This is a genomic window from Veillonella parvula, assembly GCF_032575955.1.
Classification (GTDB): domain Bacteria; phylum Bacillota; class Negativicutes; order Veillonellales; family Veillonellaceae; genus Veillonella; species Veillonella parvula_J.
Genome location: NZ_JAWFXN010000003.1, coordinates 130702 through 149680 on the forward strand (window position 1 = coordinate 130702; position 18979 = coordinate 149680).

The 18979-nt window shown below is 36.5% G+C and carries 19 protein-coding genes; 2 read left to right on the top strand and 17 right to left on the bottom strand.

Features of this window, described 5'->3' with window-relative positions; all coding sequences use genetic code 11:
• From E7L28_RS04775 to E7L28_RS04800, 6 genes are all read right to left on the bottom strand, one after another.
• Complete coding sequence (locus E7L28_RS04775; RefSeq protein ID WP_012864189.1) at positions 1-996, bottom strand: beta-ketoacyl-ACP synthase III; 996 nt, start codon at positions 994-996, stop codon at positions 1-3.
• On the bottom strand, positions 980-2008 hold the full coding sequence (plsX, locus tag E7L28_RS04780) for a phosphate acyltransferase PlsX (RefSeq protein WP_004693432.1): 1029 nt from the start codon (positions 2006-2008) through the stop codon (positions 980-982). Before plsX ends, E7L28_RS04775 begins: the two co-directional genes overlap by 17 nt.
• Positions 2009-2011: 3 nt before the next feature.
• Positions 2012-2572: a transcription factor FapR gene (gene fapR, locus E7L28_RS04785; RefSeq protein ID WP_004693429.1), complete on the bottom strand. Its 561-nt coding sequence runs from the start codon at positions 2570-2572 to the stop codon at positions 2012-2014.
• 327 nt (positions 2573-2899) lie between these two features.
• Complete coding sequence (gene rpmF / locus E7L28_RS04790) at positions 2900-3076, bottom strand: 50S ribosomal protein L32 (RefSeq protein WP_004693428.1); 177 nt, start codon at positions 3074-3076, stop codon at positions 2900-2902.
• A gap of 25 nt (positions 3077-3101) precedes the next feature.
• Positions 3102-3614, bottom strand: a complete 513-nt coding sequence (locus E7L28_RS04795) for a YceD family protein (protein WP_004693424.1) — start codon at positions 3612-3614, stop codon at positions 3102-3104.
• Positions 3615-3714: 100 nt separating this feature from the next.
• Complete coding sequence (locus E7L28_RS04800) at positions 3715-3849, bottom strand: rubredoxin (protein WP_004693422.1); 135 nt, start codon at positions 3847-3849, stop codon at positions 3715-3717.
• Between the two features lie 548 nt (positions 3850-4397).
• Here E7L28_RS04800 and E7L28_RS04805 point away from each other — a divergent pair.
• Together E7L28_RS04805 and E7L28_RS04810 are read left to right on the top strand one after the other, a co-directional pair.
• Entirely contained in the window at positions 4398-5351 is a 954-nt protein-coding gene (locus E7L28_RS04805; RefSeq protein WP_118091479.1) for a nitronate monooxygenase, read from the top strand.
• Positions 5352-5372: 21 nt separating this feature from the next.
• The gene (locus E7L28_RS04810; protein WP_004693416.1) at positions 5373-5921 is read left to right on the top strand and encodes a gamma carbonic anhydrase family protein; all 549 of its coding nucleotides are present in this window, start codon (positions 5373-5375) and stop codon (positions 5919-5921) included.
• A gap of 92 nt (positions 5922-6013) precedes the next feature.
• On the opposite strand, the gene E7L28_RS04815 is transcribed toward E7L28_RS04810, so the two are convergent.
• The 11 genes from E7L28_RS04815 to E7L28_RS04865 all read right to left on the bottom strand — a co-directional run bounded on the left by E7L28_RS04815 (position 6014) and on the right by E7L28_RS04865 (position 18969).
• Positions 6014-7252, bottom strand: a complete 1239-nt coding sequence (locus E7L28_RS04815; RefSeq protein ID WP_118091478.1) for a chloride channel protein — start codon at positions 7250-7252, stop codon at positions 6014-6016.
• A gap of 2 nt (positions 7253-7254) precedes the next feature.
• Entirely contained in the window at positions 7255-7752 is a 498-nt protein-coding gene (gene nrdG, locus E7L28_RS04820; protein WP_118091477.1) for an anaerobic ribonucleoside-triphosphate reductase activating protein, read from the bottom strand.
• A 248-nt stretch (positions 7753-8000) separates the two neighbouring features.
• The gene (gene nrdD / locus E7L28_RS04825) at positions 8001-10151 is read right to left on the bottom strand and encodes an anaerobic ribonucleoside-triphosphate reductase (RefSeq protein ID WP_004693410.1); all 2151 of its coding nucleotides are present in this window, start codon (positions 10149-10151) and stop codon (positions 8001-8003) included.
• A gap of 244 nt (positions 10152-10395) precedes the next feature.
• Positions 10396-11199 (bottom strand): tyrosine-protein phosphatase, encoded by an 804-nt coding sequence (locus E7L28_RS04830; RefSeq protein WP_004693408.1) that lies wholly within the window; start codon positions 11197-11199, stop codon positions 10396-10398.
• 289 nt (positions 11200-11488) lie between these two features.
• A complete protein-coding gene (locus E7L28_RS04835) occupies positions 11489-11923 on the bottom strand; it encodes a VanZ family protein (protein WP_004693407.1) in 435 nt (144 codons plus the stop codon).
• Positions 11924-11959: 36 nt separating this feature from the next.
• Complete coding sequence (locus E7L28_RS04840) at positions 11960-13126, bottom strand: nucleotide sugar dehydrogenase (protein WP_004696963.1); 1167 nt, start codon at positions 13124-13126, stop codon at positions 11960-11962.
• Complete coding sequence (locus E7L28_RS04845) at positions 13127-14224, bottom strand: NAD-dependent epimerase/dehydratase family protein (RefSeq protein WP_024061192.1); 1098 nt, start codon at positions 14222-14224, stop codon at positions 13127-13129.
• Positions 14225-14246: 22 nt separating this feature from the next.
• Entirely contained in the window at positions 14247-15701 is a 1455-nt protein-coding gene (locus E7L28_RS04850) for a lipopolysaccharide biosynthesis protein (RefSeq protein ID WP_316711477.1), read from the bottom strand.
• Entirely contained in the window at positions 15701-16834 is a 1134-nt protein-coding gene (locus E7L28_RS04855) for a CapA family protein (protein ID WP_270278911.1), read from the bottom strand. The genes E7L28_RS04850 and E7L28_RS04855 overlap by 1 nt, the downstream gene beginning before the upstream one ends.
• Complete coding sequence (locus E7L28_RS04860; RefSeq protein WP_316711478.1) at positions 16818-17750, bottom strand: ATP-grasp fold amidoligase family protein; 933 nt, start codon at positions 17748-17750, stop codon at positions 16818-16820. Before E7L28_RS04860 ends, E7L28_RS04855 begins: the two co-directional genes overlap by 17 nt.
• Positions 17740-18969, bottom strand: coding sequence for an O-antigen ligase family protein (locus E7L28_RS04865; protein WP_316711479.1), 1230 nt, complete (start codon positions 18967-18969; stop codon positions 17740-17742). Before E7L28_RS04865 ends, E7L28_RS04860 begins: the two co-directional genes overlap by 11 nt.
• Positions 18970-18979: the final 10 nt, after the last annotated feature.

Consider the following 18979-nt stretch of genomic DNA (forward strand, 5'->3'; position numbering starts at 1 on the left):
TTAATACCATTTCAAGACCAGGCTTGCCCATGTTAGGCCTGCACCAAATCCTGCAAACGCAACATTATCACCGCGTTTGAAACGTCCCTCGCGATTAGCTTCATCAAGTGCAATCGCTACAGACGCGGCAGATGTATTACCATACTTATGTAAATTAACAAAAACTTTTTCCATTGGCAGATGTAAACGTTTGGCTGCCGAATCAATAATACGAATATTCGCTTGATGAGGAATGAAGTAATCTAATTCGTTTAACTCCATACCAGCGCGTTCTAAGGATTTTAAAACCGTACGCCCCATCGTTTTAACGGCAAATTTATATACTTCAGGGCCATCCATATGAATAAATGTTAAGCCCTCTTCTACGCGTTGATCATTTGCCACCACAGCAGTGCCACCTGCAGGAATGCAAAGCGCTGGTCCGCCAGTGCCATCGGCGCCCATGTCAATACCTTTAATGCCATAGCCTTCAGGTACTTCAGATACTACTGCAGCCCCAGCACCATCACCAAAGAGGATACATGTACCACGATCATTCCAGTTTACTCGACGGGAAAGAATTTCCGCCCCCACGACGAGTACTTTTTTATAAATACCAGAACTAATATAACTAGCGGCAGTAATCAATCCATATACAAACCCAGAGCATGCCGCTTGTAAATCATAGGCTGCAGCGTTTTTGGCACCTAAGTTCGCTTGCAATACACAAGCTGCCGAAGGAATAATCATATCTGGTGTTAAGGTAGCAAAGATAATCATGTCGATTTCCTCTGCAGTGACATTAGCCATTTGCATAGCTTTTTTTGCTGCCTCTGTCGCCATATAGGATGTATTCATACCTTCCGGTGCAATGCGTCGTTCTTCTATACCCGTACGCTCTCTAATCCATTGATCATTGGTATCAACCATTTTTTCAAGATCAAAGTTTGTTACTACATTGTCAGGAAGGAAGCTCCCAGTACCAATGATTCCTACAGGTTTATTCATCATAGTCATACTTTAAGGCTCCTTCAATATCCATCGTTTCTCTTATGTGTTGAATAATTTTACGCTCTACTAAATCACTAGCAATTTCAATAGCAGTTTTTATTTCTTTTGCTTTAGAACTACCATGAGCAATCATGAATACCCCATTAACTCCTAAGAGCGGAGCACCACCATTTTCTGTGTGATCCAAACGTTTTGCCATCTTTTTCAAAGCTGGTTTTACAAGCATAGCTCCTATCTTGGCGAAAATACTTCCTGCCATGATGCTATCCTTTACTAATTGCGTAAGACCTGTTACTAAACCTTCCGCAAATTTAAGTACCACATTGCCTACGAAGCCATCACATACGACAACATCAACGGCACCTTTAGGAATATCACGACCTTCAATATTTCCTTTAAAATTGATAGTCTTCATACCCTCCAAAATCGGATATGTCGCCAATACGACATCGTTCCCCTTTGTGGCCTCTTCACCAATATTTAACAATCCCACAGTAGGATTTTCTTTTCCTAATAAAAGCTTAGCATATTCAGACCCCATTAAAGCACCTTGTACAAGATGTTTAGGTTTACTATTAGAATTTGCACCAGAGTCTAACATAACTGTTATACCACTTACCGTTGGCATTGGAGTTGCAATGACAGGGCGATCAATGCCCTTAATGCGACCAAGACCAAACAAAGCCGCTGCAACAGCAGCTCCCGTACTACCTGGAGCAATTACAGCATCACAACGATTATCGCGAACCAACGAAGTAGCGACCACAACAGATGCATCTTTTTTCTTGCGCAATGCTTGACCTGGATGTTCATCCATGCCGATTACCTGGCTAGCATGATGTACAGAAATACGTGGATTCTTAGCTTCATTATTAGCTTCTAATATATCAAAAATTTGCTGCTCATCGCCGACGAGCACCACTTCAATGTGTTGATTTGCTCGTACGGCTTCAATGGATCCAAGTACAGTCTCCATTGGAGCAAAGTCGCCACCCATGGCGTCTATTGCAATTTTCATAATTTACACCCTATTCTCTACGGATTCCATAATAAATTTTGCGCGAAACACTTCTTTTATTTTATCTCTTATTATAACCCAAATAAAGAACTTATTACCTCGGCGACGAACAATTTCTGCTTTCGCTACCAAATTAGTACCAGATCCTACCGGGTTCTTATATTTTATATTTCCAACTTCCGCAGAGCAAACAGTCGTCCCCATAACCACTTTTGCAAGGGAATTTGCTTGAGCATATAAATACTGCGGTTCTACATATCCGAATTGATCTTCCATATCAGCCGTAGTACGCAACATAGATAATGCTTGGTGCCCCTCGGTGACATCAATCAATTCGCCAACCACTTCATATGATACATGTTCTGCCATTTCATGTGATTGACCTGTAGCCATAACACGAATACGTTCACGCAATTCAGGAATACCCAATTCTAGTCGATCGAGACGAATTGTTGGCACACTTACACCAAAGTGTGTTGCCAATTCTTCATCAGTAAGAAATGGCGTAATATTCAGTTTTTCTTGTAACTGCTTCTGGCGCTCTTGCTTCTTTAACCGACTCATGGGACCACCTTTTATGACCTATGGGACCACCTTTTATGACCTAGTATTAATATTACATCCTAAGTATATACAATAATTCCCTTATTGGCAAGACTTTTCATACATATAGTAAGATATTTTCATAGCATATACAAAATATAGTTGTTTTTTTATATTTTAGTATTATTGTTTATAAAAAATAAAAATGTGTCACCATTTTATAGAATAATCTTACTATAAAATAGTGACACTTGCTATTGATAACAAAATATATAAAAATATGAGTGTATATTTTGAAAGCATATAAAAAAGACGCCTACAAAGTAGGCGTCTCTCTCTGCTCACATATTAAGCATTAGCTACTACTTGTTCACCTTTATAGTGACCACATGTAGGGCAAACACGATGAGGCATCTTAGGTTCGTGGCATTGTGGACATGCTACATAACCAGGAGCTTCTAATTTCCAATTAGCACGACGACGATCGCGACGGCATTTAGACAATCTACGTTTAGGTACTGCCATTATCTGCACCTCCTTAGTACAATCATTAGGATAATCTATCATCTTTCTCATCAAGCAAAGCACGTAACTCTGCAAATCGAGGATCCACCACAAAGGATTCACAAGAACAAGGTGAAACATTTAAATTTGCTCCGCAATGAACGCACAATCCTTTGCAATCATCCTGACATAACACTTGAGAGGGCTCATTGATGATTAATGTATCCCTAATTAGTTCAGTTAAGTCAATTTCTTCTCCATCAAAAGAATTCACATCATCTGCAGCATCTCGACAATCACTAAAGATTTCCTCAAAGAAATCTTTTCGATAATGTTCTGTGGTATTTAAACAACGGGAACAATCATAATCGCCTTTAGACTGAATCGAACCTTGAACGATGTAATTTTGACCATCAAACCAAAACTCACCACTAATGGTTATATCATGACGGCTCCAAGGAAAAGCAGTTACGTCACCAAGCTCAGAGGCTGATATCGTATAGCTATAAGGAAATTTCTTTCCTATATGTTCTTTTGCTTGCTCTACTTGCAGTTTCATAATCTTACCTCGACTCATAATATTATAAACATGACATGGTGCTTTGTCAAATAAAAAAGACTATCTCAAGTGGACTCAAGATAGCCTTTTGGTAAGTCAATTACATTTTTTCGAATTGGTCTTTACCAACACCGCAAATTGGGCAAACATAATCAGCTGGTTGATCTTCGAATTTTACGCCTTCAACAGCTTCGTCATAAACCCAACCACATACTACGCATACATATTTTTCCATGTGTATTTCCTCCTTCACTTGAAAATTATTGTTTAATGTTTATCTTTAATTAATTCAGATACTCTATCTGTAATGTAGTATATCAAAGACATCGAAACTTTTCAATACTCATTTTCTTATTTTCTCATTTTTTATAATATTTAATAATCATAGATACTATGCGGTTTTCTACTACTTAACTCATTTGAAATATATTATCATTTAGTTTTTTTATCTTTAGACTACTGCTGAATATTTTATTTTAATCTAATAATTGGAAATTAATTTTGAAAGCATATTGTTTAAATAAATAACTATAATAACCTTATCTAAGGTGTACATAATTACTATATTATACTATTATATAGAGAAGAGATTATGTGACTACATATAATCTCCAAATAATATTACGCTTAATCTCTTTAGTATATAAGTATATACTGATGAATATTCTTGACTTTATTAATACTCTAATTTTATATAAGAAAATAAAATCATTCTTATATAAAATTCTCCTATAAAGGTATAATAAAGTTTCAGTAAATTTAATTATTATCATAGGAGGCTTTATGAGAACAGCGTTAACACAACTTTTACAAATCGAATACCCTATCATCCAAGGTGCTATGGCCTGGGTATCTGAACACAAACTAGTTGCTGCCGTAGCTAATGCAGGTGCTACAGGTGTAATTGCTCTTGGTGGTCGTGATGCAGAATGGACGCGCAACGAGATTCGTGCCTGTAAAGACTTAACGGATAAGCCTTTCGGAGTCAATCTCATGTTAATGGCTCCCAATAAAGACGAATTAGTGGATGTTATCATTGAAGAAAAGCCTGCATTTGTAACACTTGGAGCAGGCAATCCTGTACCATATATTAAACCATTGCAAGATGCAGGCATTAAAGTTATCCCTGTTGTTCCATCTCTAAAACTTGCTAAACGTATTGAAGAAGCTGGTGCTGATGCAATTATTATTGAAGGTATGGAAGCTGGTGGACATATTGGTAGCCAAACAACCATGTCCTTGATGGAAAATATTTTACCTGAGATTTCCATTCCTGTTGTTGTAGCAGGCGCTATCGTAGATGGTCGTGGTATTGCAGCAGCATTGTTGATGGGTGCTGAGGGTGTACAAATGGGTTCCCGTTTTTTGTTAGCTGAAGAATGCCAAGCCCACATAAATATGAAAGAAGCAATTATCAAAGCCACAGATACAGACTCTGTTGTAACGGGTCTCCTCTCCGGTCACGGTGGAGTACGTAGCTTGAAAAACGAATTCACTTCACGTTACTTAGCTGCCGAAACAGATGGTGTTACTACCCCTGAAGAACGCACCAAAATGTCCCAAGGCACTAACAAACGTGCTGCTATCGATGGTGATGTTGTAAATGGTGCTGTACAAGTTGGACAAGGTTTAAACCGACTTACTACTATTGAACCTGCTCACACTATAGTACAAACAGTAATGAACGAAGCTATCATGTCTATTCGTAAAGCACAACGTCTTATTGAAATCGTATAGTTAATAAATTAGGAGTTCCTTATGTTACCATTTCACGGAAAATACCCCAAATTAGATCCCAAAAGTTGTGTTATGCCTGGTGCAGAACTTGCAGGTGATGTTGAACTAAAAGAATATGCTTCCATTTGGCAAAACTGTGCACTTCGCGGTGATGTAAATAAAATTGTAGTAGGTCGCTATTCTAATGTACAGGATAACTCTGTATTACACGTTGATGATGACAGGGCTTGCATTCTTGGAGATTATGTAACAATTGGCCATGGTGCAATAGTACACGCTAGTACTATCGAAGATAATGTATTAGTTGGAATGGGCGCTATTGTATTGAGCGGTTGTCATATTGGCTCTGGCTCTATTATTGCTGCTGGTGCAGTCATAAAGGAGAACACTGTAATTCCACCTAATTCTTTAGTTGTTGGAATCCCAGCTCGCATAGCTCGTACAGATGAAACGCAAATCGAACGTATTCACAATCAAGCACTAAAATATAAACACTTGTGGACTGTAGAATATGGCATGCTTCCTGATGCGGGTGGCGAGGAATACGATAAGAACGCAAAAATCGTATAATTACATATACATTAAAAGCGGATAGTTGATTAATTCAACTATCCGCTTCTTTTCTATATATTATATTTACTTTTATTAACTATTATTTATTGCTACTTAGCGCTATTTAATTTTGATTGAATGATTTGCTCTACCATAAGAGCTGTCCCCATTGTTAAAGCTATAGGAAACAACATCTCTACAGAGAAACGAGATAATTCAAGCATAAATACACAAGATGTCAAAGGCATTTTTTGTGCAAGGCCTAAGAATACTACGGCCCCCACAAAAGCAGACATTCCCAAAGATACTGGCGCTATAGCAATAGCCCATACGGTACCAAATACGATTCCCAAAGTACTACCTAACATCATAGATGGTGTAATACGACCACCATATGCACCAGCGGTCAAAGCAAGTAAAACAGCTACCCATTTGGATCCAAATAAACCCAATGCATATGTCCATGTGATATCGTTCGTAAAAGTCAACTCATTGCCTGCTTTACCATTTCCAAGAATTTCAGGAAAATACATAGCTAAAACACCAATTAGTGTAAATGCTACGATAGAAATAGGAATCATTATGGGACTACTACGGTGAATAGCGGGTAGCTTACTTTGTGTAATATTAAATAAAACAACACCAATTGCAATAATAGCGCCTAAAACGATAGAAAACTCTACATAATGACTTCCCAAACTGGGTTGTGCCATTGTATATTGAATGACATCTCCTACGCCAGCTTGTCGCGTCACAAATGTAGCCAAGCCACAACATAAAAGGGCTGCACTCATAGCGCGTACATTCCAAGTAAGAAGCAAAGTTTCTAATGTAAAAATTGTCGCAGATAATGGTGAATTATAAACTGCAGCTAGGCCAGCGCCTGCAGCACATGCAATTAATAATTGACGGTCTTCTTGTTTTATATCAAAATGTTTAACTAAAAAGGTGGTAATACCAGCACTAGCCTCACGTGGTGCAACTTCTCGACCTAATGGAGAACCAATACCTACCGTAATTATTTGCAGTGTTGCATGTAAAACAGTAGTAATTGGATTCATATCCATTTTAACAGAAACTGCCGTTTTTATATCTACAACGCCTTTACCATATCTATGAATCAAAACCCAACCTACGCCACCTATCACGCCACAGACGATTAAAGGTATCAATCGTTCTACTGGTGATACTCGGGCCACAGCTGCACCAAAGCTCAAATGATCAGAAGAGGAATAATTATATACGAAATGTTGGATTCCATGTAATAAATGCGTATAGGAAGCTCCTACTAACCCCGCTATAAAGCCAACTATAATAATGAGACCTATAAATCGTTTATCAAATATCATATTTACTCCATTGCTAATATAATTTCCCCAGTCGCTAATGTCTTTTTAACATCAATGATGCGCTGATTTGAGGAACCTCTGAAGCGCAATGCAGGGTCCTTAAGTTCATCTACAAAGCGGCCATCTACGAGAATGTCAATTTCTTGTAATAAGGCACTTCGTAACTCATCTTCTAAGATATCATCTATTTCATAGCCTGAATAGGCCCAAATCTTCTTTTCTGGCTCCGCTGCACGAACAGCTCTCACCACCGGTAATAAGCCTTGTACATTTTGAAATGGCTCCCCACCTAATAATGTTAAGCCTGAACATGTAGGATTCTTCACATAGGAAACTACTAAATCTGTCTCAGCTTGCGTCCACACCTTACCGGCATTAAAATCTTGGTATTCTTCGTTAAAACAATTATAACAACAATGTGTACACCCTGTTACAAATATAGATGTACGAATCCCTTCTCCATTGGCAATATCATATTGTCTTATTTGCCCATATCTCATCATAACCTCCATAGTAGTGCCTATCAACTTTGATTAACACTATATAGATATATTTCAATTTCTCATATATACAGTAAAAGCTGTGCCTTAGGCACAGCTTTTACCATTTACAGAACTATCGTATTTAGAATTAAAATCGTATCTATTAAAATATCCACATCATTAGATATCTATGATAATTATATTAATCTATATAACAGTTTATCTTAATATATAGAATAATTATTAAAACTATACCTCTAATAATCTTAAATGTGCATTACACGATCTTTAATTTCCTTTGTGCGCCCTTCATTCCAGAAGTTTTCACCAAGATATCCACAAGTACGACGGATAACAGTTAATTTATCGCGATTTGTATTGTGACAACGAGGGCATTCCCACTCGTTATGTTCATTTACCTTAATTTCTCCATCAAAGCCACATTCGTGACAATAGTCAGACTTGGTATTAAATTCAGCATAAGAAATATGATCATAAATATATTGAATCATCGTCAAAACAGCTGGAATATTATTAGTCATATTAGGAATTTCCGCATAGGAAATACAGCCACCTGTAGATTTCTTTTGAAACTCAGATTCAAAAGAAAACTTGTCAAATACATTAATCTCTTCTCGTACGCTTACATGATAACTATTAGTATAATAACCTTTATCCGTAATATCCTCAATAATACCAAAACGAGCGCGATCCAAAGAAGAGAATCGATGGGTTAAACTTTCAGCAGGTGTACCATATAATGCGAACCCCATGTTATGTTTAACTCGCCATTCATCAACAGCTGCATTTAAACGATCCATAATCTTCATCGCAAAAACGCGACCTTTCTCGCCCGTATTCGATTCACCGGTAATTAAGCGAGTTGCTTCATAAATACCAATATATCCCAAGGAAATAGTCGCATAGCCGCCAGTCAAGAATTTAGCAATTTTCTCGCCTTTTTTAAGTCTTGCAATGGCACCGTGTTGCCAATGGATTGGCGACACATCGCTCACTACGTCCTTAAGTAATTCATAACGAAGCATTAGAGCTTTTTCTGCTAACTCAAGTCGTTTATCTAAAATTTCAAAATATCGTTCTTCACTACCTCGGGCTAGAATGCCGATTTGAGGTAAGTTCAAGCTTACTACACCAATGTTAAAACGTCCATCAAACTTGTATTCACCATTTTCATCCTTCCAAGGAGATAAGAAGGATCGACAGCCCATAGGACTAAAGACATTACCTGAGTAGTTTTCCTTCATTTTTTTCGCAGAAATATAATCAGGGTACATACGCTTAGCCGTACATTGTGCTGCCAATTCAGTTAAGTAATAGTATGGACTATCTGGTGTTACATTATGCTCATCAAGAACATAAATCAACTTAGGAAAGGCTGGTGTAATATATACATCGGCTTCGTTTTTTACACCTTTAATACGTTGGCGCAAAATTTCTTCTGTAATAAGAGCCGCTTCCTTCGCGTATTCATAGTCTGGTTGGAAATACATAAATAATGTAACAAATGGAGATTGACCATTTGTGGTCATCAATGTATTGATTTGGTATTGAATAGTTTGGATACCATCTTTAACCTCTTTACGCGTACGTTTCCACGCTATTTCACGAGCCTTTTCCATATTAGGCTCCATGCCGTAAATCTCAACTTGCTCTTCAATAACATTATTGAGGATTTTTTCATAAGATTTACGTACAAATGGTGCCAAAATACGGTCAATACCATTAATACTTTGACCACCATATTGACCAGATGCTACTTGTGCAATGATTTGTGTTGTTACAGTACAAGCAACTTGGAAAGACTTAGGTGTATCGATTTTCTTACCATTGATTACTGTGCCATTTGTAAGCATATCTTCCAAATTAATCAAGCAACAGTTAAACATAGGTTGAATAATATAATCCATATCATGGAAGTGGATAGCTCCACTATCATGGGCTTCCAAAATATCGGTAGGAATCAATTTACGACGAGCAATATCCTTAGATACTTCACCAGCAATTAAATCCCGTTGGGTAGATACAATAGCAGCATCCTTATTAGAATTTTCATCAAGAACACTGATATTACTACGATCTAATAAACCAATTACATCATCATCAGTTGTATTTTGACGGCGTTTAAAGGCTTGAACAGCTTTGTAACCTTCATAGGCACGTGCCGTTGCAGGATTATGATACTCAATCAACTTATAATACACTTGATCTTCAATAGCATAAATTGTCATGTCTTTTTGAAGCTTAGTAGCATATTCCTCAATTTCATTTGCAATACGCTGTGCCAAGCCCTCTTCGTACAACCCAGTACTACTATGTTCAGCTTTTTCAATAGCCAAAGCAATCTTGTTTTTGTCGAATGGTACCTTCGTGCCATCACGCTTAATGACCTGCAACATATTGGCAACCTCCCCATCTTGTTACTGCCAAAATATATGTTAAGAAGTATAAAAAGTATGTCTAATCACACTTTTTATAAATTTAAATGTAAAAATGTAAAGAATTATTAGAAAACCCCTCTATTTTTACTGCCTTCTCAGTATACTATATATGGTGGTTGTTTTCAACCCTAAATACAATATAAAGTAAAAATAGGTCCCTCTATCTATGTCAATATGACATGGATAAAAGAACCTATATAAATTATAATGCAAAGCCAAATAGACGAGTTAAGAAATTACCCTTTTTCCCCACCCAACTAGATGGGACAGAAGGATAAAATGTGCGATTAGCTAAGAGGTCGCGTTCATTAAGATGGATATTTGGCAACAAATCTTTTTTATACGTATTGTCTAATTCAGAAATTGCTTCCACATAACCTTGGTACGCCTCAACATCATAGCCATCGCTGTAACCAGTACCAAAGAAATGAATTAAACCATTTCGATATAATTCAATAGCCCTATCATAGTTAGCGTTACCATGATCAAAAGATGCCATATTACATTGAATCAAAATACCTCTATCAACCCATGCTAGTAATTGTTCAGGTTTAGTAAATAATTGTCCATAAGTTTCTACTTCACTAATAATAGGTACAAGCCCCATATCTAGTAGACTTAATAACCACGCATTAATATGATGCACTTTGCTATTTTGTGGAAGAGCAACTAATATAAAATGGCTATCTCCCAACGTATATTGATTGCGATGAGAAGCTATATATGCAACCATTTCATCACAAAGCATTACGCGAGCTCCACTGTGAATAGTTATATCTACTTGTTGCTCCTTAACCATAACTTTTACTTCATTAACTAAAGAGTTTATAGCATTCCATGTGTTCAGCTCCATAGATACTGTTACATCAGGCGTACTAAAAATATCTGTAATACCTTGTTCAGACAAGGACTTAATCATTTTTACTGATTCTGCCATTGTTTGAGGCCCTTGTGGACCTAACACAGCTGGCAAAATGCAACCATGTAAATCAACCACGCGACTCATAATCTTTCCCTTCTACTTTCGATTCTCTTTTCAAAAATCGACCTCTTCTATAAAGTTCATGTTCTTCTCATTTAAGTTTATAATTCATTTTATATTCACGATTATAACAAGGGACCTGTCGCTTGTATAGTGGTTTTTCTATAAAAATAAATAAATTATTATATGTTCATTTAATACAATTTTTATATATTCATTTATTCTTCATAAAATATGACCCATAATCTCTACAATTATGAGTCATATTTTACACATTATTATATTAATAATTATTTAATTTTTAAATGTACTTTTATCTTTTATCATGACTAATATAATAAGTTAATTTCACTACCGATATACCGATGATTATACCAACTGTATCAATCAGTACATCAGACAGTTGAGAGCTGCGTCCTAGAGAAAATAATTGTATAAATTCATCTAGACTAGCTATTACTATACCCACTCCTATTGTTTTTACTACTGTGCCATATTCAATATAGCGGCGTAGAACTACATATAAAACACCACCAAGGATTGTGAACTCTGTAAGGTGGGCTAATTTTCGAATAATCCTATTTAAGGCCCATATATTTCCGTAAAAGCCTAATTTATTAGCTATAGGGGCAATCCACTTTGCAAAAATAAGACTAAACCCATCAGAGGTTCCTCCATTTTGCAAGGAATTATCCCATATAAAAAACACAATTAGACATAACACAATATATAGTATCCAACGTTTCATACTACTCTCCTAAACGCCACAATACATATAGCTGTATTAATCTCTATCAAAAATATCTCGTGTATAAACTTTATCTTTTACACCTTCTAAGCTACTATCCCAGCGATTAGCTACAATAACATCACTGACACGCTTAAAGTCTTCAAAATTACGAATAACTGGCGAATTAAAGAAATCTTCTGCATCTAGTGTAGGTTCATATACTACCACAGCAATCCCTTTCGCCTTAATACGTTTCATAACACCTTGAATGGCTGATGCTCTAAAATTATCAGAGTTCATCTTCATGGTCAAGCGATAGATACCAACAATTTTCGGATTTTTAGCAATAATAGTATCTGCCACATGATCTTTACGTGTTCTATTCGCATCGACAATGGCAGAAATTAAGTTTTGTGGTACATCATTATAGTTAGCTAATAATTGCTTTGTATCTTTTGGCAAGCAATAACCACCATAACCAAAGGAAGGATTATTATAAAAATCTCCAATACGAGGATCTAAACAAACCCCCTTGATGATTTGACTTGTGCTAAGGCCACGTACTTCAGCATAGGAGTCTAACTCATTGAAATACGCTACACGTAATGCTAAATACGTATTAGCAAACAATTTAATTGCTTCCGCTTCCGTAGAATCAGTATATAATTGTGGAATATTTTCTTTAATAGCACCTTCCGCTAGTAATTGGCCAAAACGACGTGCTCTGTCAGAATCCTCGCCCACAACAATACGGGATGGATGTAAATTATCGTATAAGGCTTTACCTTCACGCAAGAATTCTGGCGAGAAAATTAAATTCTCCGTATTAAATTCTTTACGCATTTGTACCGTATAGCCTACCGGTACAGTTGATTTAATAATCATTACTGCATCAGGATTAATCTCTAGCACAGTTTTAATGACTTGTTCAACAGAAGATGTATCGAAAAAGTTTTTTTGAGGATCATAATTTGTAGGTGTCGAAATGATAACATAATCTGCACTGTTAAAAGCTTCTACTGGGTCAAGTGTAGCTTTGAAGTTTAACTCCTTAGTAGCTAAATATTCTTGCAATTCAGCATCTACAATAGGTGTCTCTTTGCGATTTAACATATCTACTTTTTCCGGGATGATATCGAGGGCTACTACTTCATTATGTTGAGCTAATAACACACCATTGGAAAGGCCTACATAACCTGTACCAGCAATTGCAATTTTCATTTATTTGCCCTCCATCATATAGAAATCTTTATACCATATGGCAAAACGCTTTAACCCTTCTCGTAAGGTTGTATTAGGTTTAAAGCCAAAATCTGCTTCTAACGCACTTGTATCAGCATATGTAACAGGCACATCCCCTGGTTGCATGGGTACTAATTCTTTATGCTCCTCAAAATTATAATCTTCTGACAATACGCCAGCAGAAACCAATTCCTCTGAAAGAATGCGCACAAAATCAAGTAAATTTTCTGGGTTGCTATTGCCGATATTATAAATAGCGTACGGTGGAACCGGCAAGCCATCCGCACCATTGCGACGCTCTGGTGCAGTAGACATAACCTTAGAAACGCCTTCTACGATATCATCGATATAGGTGAAATCACGCTTACAATTGCCGTAGTTAAAAATTTTAATTGTCCCACCATTACGTAATGTATTTGTAAAACCAAAGTATGCCATATCTGGACGACCTGCAGGGCCGTATACAGTGAAGAAACGAAGCCCTGTGCTAGGGATGTTATATAATTTAGCATACGAATAAGCCAATAACTCATTTGACTTTTTTGTAGCTGCATAAAGAGATACAGGATTATCTACTTTATCATCTATAGAGTATGGGATTTGTTTATTTGCACCATATACAGAAGAAGATGATGCATACACTAAATGCTCTACACCTCTTTCACCATCGTCATAAGAATGACGACAAGCTTCTAGAATATTATAAAATCCAATAATATTAGACTCGATATAGGCGTCGGGGTTAGTGATAGAGTAACGAACCCCTGCTTGAGCTGCTAGATTCACTACAACTCGTGGTTTATAGATAGCAAAAATTTCATCAACAAAGGACTTATCTGCAATATTCCCTTTTTTAAAAATCCATATATTCTTATTATCTTTGCTAAGTTCATCAATCTGTTGCAATCGATACTCTTTCAATGCTACATCATAGTAATCATTAACAGAATCTATGCCAATAATTTGAGTCCCTTCTGCTTCAGATAGTAAGGACATAACTAGATTAGCCCCTACAAATCCAGCGGCACCCGTTACAAGGATTACCGTGTTGTTTAAATCTACATTTTTTGAAAGCATATGTACTCCTTTCATAGTTCTGTTAATTATGTCGTTTTACTTTACTTAAGACTTTTTTATAGCCAGAAGCAATAATTATGCGCTCAGATGGAATGACGTATAAAATAGCCACATATAATACAACACATAAAAGCATACAGACGACGGTCCACCATACTGCATCATAGAGATGTAAAATACTATAGGCAATTAACCCAACTATAGATGCTGTAATGAGATATACACTGATATTAGATATTATGCGAAATGCACTCATATTGACAAATAAAGCCAGTAGCAACATAGAAGCCACTAGCATTTCCATTCTTACTAACGATCGAGCATATACAAAGGTACTGAAATCATATTGAATACAAATATAAATAACTGGTATTAAAACTACTAGATGTAATATTTGAGTCCAAAATGATAGATTAGGCATCCCTTTTGCACGAAATATTTCGGAAATCAAATTAGCTGTTACAGTCATAATAGCCGAACTCAATGCCCAGGAACCTAATACAATGCCCGCTAACGTCCATTGTGGCCCTAGTAAAAGCTGAACAACAAAGTCTTGAAATACAAATAAGCCTACACCTAGAGGTACCAAAAATAGAGCCATATAGCGTTGGAATGTAAAGAATGTATTCGAAAAGGCCTGTTGATTATTTTGCACACGACTTAAAGCCGCGAATAATACAGGAGCCAAAGATGCTGTAGCCATAGCCATTACAGTCGTAACAATAGCCATTGGCATCTTATATATACCCAAATAATAAGCATCTAAAAAACGGCTAATAATGAATGTATCCACCCAAGCAGTGAGCCATATAGAAAATGCTTCAGCTAAAGACCATGCACTATAGTTAAACATATTCATAAAGACGCGGCTACTAAAAAACAGATGAATTTGATTCTTCCGACTCTTTAATAATGCCAACGCCGTAAATAGCTGAGACCCTAGCATACCAGCAATTAAAGACCAATAATCGTACCCCATAAACGCCATTGGTATAGATATCAATATAGGTGTAAGAATTGTTATGAGCCTAATATTTAAAAGAAACTTGAAATTAAAATCTCTTCGATACAATGCCATTTGGACACTACTAAAAGCAGATAAAGGAATCATAGCGCCCATCACGGCTAAAGGTATACCTAAGCCATCATTACCTACTAATACAGCCAATTCATCACGACCGATTATGATAGCGCTCCATAAAACTAGAGAAAACACTAGGTTGGCAATAAATGCCACATCTGTAGCCTCTTGCTTATCTTGGGCACTTTCAAACTCATGCTGAACAAGAAATTTTTGAAAACCCGCATCAGCAAGCATTTCCGCAAAAGATATAACCATCATAATCGTCGCCAATATGCCGAATGCAGTCGGTGCTAACATATGAGCCAATATTATATTTGTCAGTGGTGTGATAAGCTTTGCCAAAACCTCTGTAATAACAGACCATTTAGCAGCAGCTACGATTTTAGTATCCATTATTTCTTATTGATATTCTTAATGCCTCTCAAGAATAGTTCATGATGAGCTTCACATTCCAAATAATTTTGTATTGCTAAATAACTCGTTTTGCCCAAAATAAGTTCTACCAATTTTCGGCCCAATAAAGCATTAATAGCGCGTACAATAAATGATCTACCTAAAAACTCACGCAAATAACGTTTTACATGTGTATCAGCAAAGACCTTATAAGCTTGAGTCACAAAGTGAGGGTCTTTAATTTCTTCACTACGTTTTCTATAAGCCTCTAATGTTTCTGTAGCTTCAACTTCTGTGGCTAATCGTGTACCATTATCGGTTCTACGAATAGGCAATTCAGACACCACAAAATCATCCTTAGTTACGTCTACAGTAACTAGTATTGAATCTTTAATAAACTCTTGATGGTTTACAAAAAAATCGGAATTAAAGATAAAGTTGCCTTGTCCATAAATGATAGTGCCCCCCTGGTAATCTTCGCGAGACCCTACACAATGATTATGTTGACAGATAACGAGATTCGCTCCACTATCGACAAATTTACGGCAATATCTCTGTAGCATAGGAGATGGATAGCGATAGAATTCCTTGCCGCCGTGATATAGAACGATGACGTAGTCGCATTGTGCCTTTAAAACTTTCACTTCGTCAAAGCTTTCTAGCACATCAAAAGGATTAGCCCCCATTGTATGACAAGTAGCCATAGTAAACTCGTTCTCTGTACAAAGATAGAATCCAATACGTATATCATCTTTTTCAAAGATAAATGGCTTCTTAGCCTCTTTCAAATTAGCTCCAGCTCCAGCATGAGCAATCTTATGCTGCTTCAACAAATTTAATGTTGTCGTCAACCCTTCTACCCCTTGATCTAAAGAGTGGTTATTAGCCAGTGTTAAAAATAACGGCTCTAACGCCTTATATCCATTAATTGTTTTTGTAGGCGCAATTAAATTATTACCAAATTTTACGATGGGTGTCTCTATATCAGTAAGAGGAACCTCTAAATTGAAAACATTTAAATCCGATTGCTTCAAAATTTCATAAAGCTCTTTTCCTACAAAAGCTTCTCCATTACCGTTTTCAAATAATGTTTTATTAATATCCGTAGGAACTAAATCAGCCCCGATGTACATTCTCAAGATGTAACCACTCTCCTAATTCATAATCCTTTGACATAGGACGAAATCTTTCAAATCCAGCACCAGGAAAAAATGTTAATTCTCCAATAAATAGATGCCCTTTAATTTCATAAAAATCAACACGCAAAAATGGACACCCTTTGCTAAGCTCCATCGCAACCTGTTGCATTTCACCATATGTGTCTGGCTTTGGAAACTCTGTAGGTAACGGTGGATAATGTCCAAAATGAATTCCCATAGGATTCCAATCGATATCATAGAAGTTCATACGCGTTCCTGTTTTAGAAAAACGATTAGAACATACTACTGTTAACTTTGGTTCACCATGAAAGCAATACATCTTATAATCTAATATGTCATTGCTACCTAACTCCGACAAATATTCCTCTCCGATAATACGTCGAGGAACATTCTTATAAGGCCACTCTCTAGCAATACGTGAATAATCCCGTTTTAAGAATGTTCTTAATTTAGCTTTTGCTGCTTCCCAATCAAGTGTTGATTTATCTTTACAAATAACGATGCCTCCACTATCATGTGTACATTTCAAAACGAATTGATTAGGCAACCTATCAAGGTCAATATCATCTACAGAGTTCCATACGGAAATCGTAGGTATTATATACTGATTACCTACACGTTGAGCAATAAGATGTTTAGCTTCATGTTTATCAACCATCACTGTTTGTATTGGGTCTCTAAAATTAACCTTAAGCCATTGTAACTTTTCGCTGAAAGTTTTTGGATTTTCTAGATCTAAAGGGTATCCCATATACTTAGGAAATACCTTCTTCAAAAAGTCTTCATCAGACAAAGAGTCATAATAACCCGATTTAATTAATACCCTCGTACGATAGTAAGGTTTTGTTAGAAAGGACATGCCAACATTACACAATTTTCTAAACTTCATGTTTTCGTCCTTTCCGAAGCAGTTGCACCTCTAAATAAAACAACATCATATAAAAATAAGTACTTTTACTTTCATAAGAAACCATCCCCATATCCATAACAATCTGTGAAAGAAATAGAATAAGTACCATTATATATTCATTACTATGGATATCACGATAGCGAATTAAATTATAAGCTACATAGAGATACATTGAATAATAGGCTAGTAAACCAATGACACCCGTGCCAGCTAATAACTCAATATAATTGTTATGCAAGTAATAATTATCTTTGCCATATACGAAAAAAGTATATACAGATGGATTATTGATGCCTACACCAGTTATGGGAGATTGATAAAATAAGTCCCATCCAATATCTACCAAAGCTAACCGAATAATAGTGGATGAGTCCCCCCCTGTGCCTGTAAAGGCTTCTACCATGTTAGACATTCGGTCTAATACTTCAGAGAACATCGGCAATTGCAATACCGCAATACCTATAATGGTAAGACCTAATAAGGAACCAATAATTTTTACAATAGAATTGACCGCATTAGCACTACGAAAACTTTTAAAAATAAAGAGTAATACTGTACCAACACCGACAAAAACTAAGGCCTTACGACTACCTGTAGCCGCTAAAATACCAAGTGTTGGTAATGCAATAATATGCCACCAACGAGGACGGTCGTATAGCATATAATACAAGGTCATAACAATAGCATTGGCCCCCAATAGCCCTACCGTATTCGCATTCAATGCATCATTAGCAATACGTGCTGAGGATGATAAAACAGTAATAAAATAATCTAAACCGTAGAAATAAACAGTATAGAAACAAACTATATAGCCTGTCCACATGCCAATCTTTAATAATGTATCCACCGATTTCTTATCTTGATAACACATGTATAAAATGATGAGCATAAAGAATATCTTGACCATATCAAAACTTCGGCTCATAGCTACGGAAACATCTGTGGCATTAATCGCACTTAGATAACAAGCACCAATAAAAATTAACATATAAGCATGCATCCAATTAAACCGCAGTTTTATAACACCCTGTTCTCGTATAAGATAAAAAATGATGAGGCCAAATAAGCATACAAATAATACATACGCACCATAGTTCGCTTCGCCAAGGGCAAAGGAAATGGTCAACGACAACACTAAAAAGATTAGAGTTATGAACCATATCATGCGATCAGCAAGAGCCGTAATATTTAACTTCAATGGTTCTCCT

Coding starts and splice junctions, on each gene's coding strand:
- E7L28_RS04775 (WP_012864189.1), bottom strand. CDS start 996: ATGACTATGATGAATAAACCTGTAGGAATCATTGGTACTGGGAGCTTC.
- plsX (WP_004693432.1), bottom strand. CDS start 2,008: ATGAAAATTGCAATAGACGCCATGGGTGGCGACTTTGCTCCAATGGAG.
- fapR (WP_004693429.1), bottom strand. CDS start 2,572: ATGAGTCGGTTAAAGAAGCAAGAGCGCCAGAAGCAGTTACAAGAAAAA.
- rpmF (WP_004693428.1), bottom strand. CDS start 3,076: ATGGCAGTACCTAAACGTAGATTGTCTAAATGCCGTCGCGATCGTCGT.
- E7L28_RS04795 (WP_004693424.1), bottom strand. CDS start 3,614: ATGAAACTGCAAGTAGAGCAAGCAAAAGAACATATAGGAAAGAAATTT.
- E7L28_RS04800 (WP_004693422.1), bottom strand. CDS start 3,849: ATGGAAAAATATGTATGCGTAGTATGTGGTTGGGTTTATGACGAAGCT.
- E7L28_RS04805 (WP_118091479.1), top strand. CDS start 4,398: ATGAGAACAGCGTTAACACAACTTTTACAAATCGAATACCCTATCATC.
- E7L28_RS04810 (WP_004693416.1), top strand. CDS start 5,373: ATGTTACCATTTCACGGAAAATACCCCAAATTAGATCCCAAAAGTTGT.
- E7L28_RS04815 (WP_118091478.1), bottom strand. CDS start 7,252: ATGATATTTGATAAACGATTTATAGGTCTCATTATTATAGTTGGCTTT.
- nrdG (WP_118091477.1), bottom strand. CDS start 7,752: ATGAGATATGGGCAAATAAGACAATATGATATTGCCAATGGAGAAGGG.
- nrdD (WP_004693410.1), bottom strand. CDS start 10,151: ATGTTGCAGGTCATTAAGCGTGATGGCACGAAGGTACCATTCGACAAA.
- E7L28_RS04830 (WP_004693408.1), bottom strand. CDS start 11,199: ATGAGTCGCGTGGTTGATTTACATGGTTGCATTTTGCCAGCTGTGTTA.
- E7L28_RS04835 (WP_004693407.1), bottom strand. CDS start 11,923: ATGAAACGTTGGATACTATATATTGTGTTATGTCTAATTGTGTTTTTT.
- E7L28_RS04840 (WP_004696963.1), bottom strand. CDS start 13,126: ATGAAAATTGCAATTGCTGGTACAGGTTATGTAGGCCTTTCCAATGGT.
- E7L28_RS04845 (WP_024061192.1), bottom strand. CDS start 14,224: ATGCTTTCAAAAAATGTAGATTTAAACAACACGGTAATCCTTGTAACG.
- E7L28_RS04850 (WP_316711477.1), bottom strand. CDS start 15,701: ATGGATACTAAAATCGTAGCTGCTGCTAAATGGTCTGTTATTACAGAG.
- E7L28_RS04855 (WP_270278911.1), bottom strand. CDS start 16,834: ATGTACATCGGGGCTGATTTAGTTCCTACGGATATTAATAAAACATTA.
- E7L28_RS04860 (WP_316711478.1), bottom strand. CDS start 17,750: ATGAAGTTTAGAAAATTGTGTAATGTTGGCATGTCCTTTCTAACAAAA.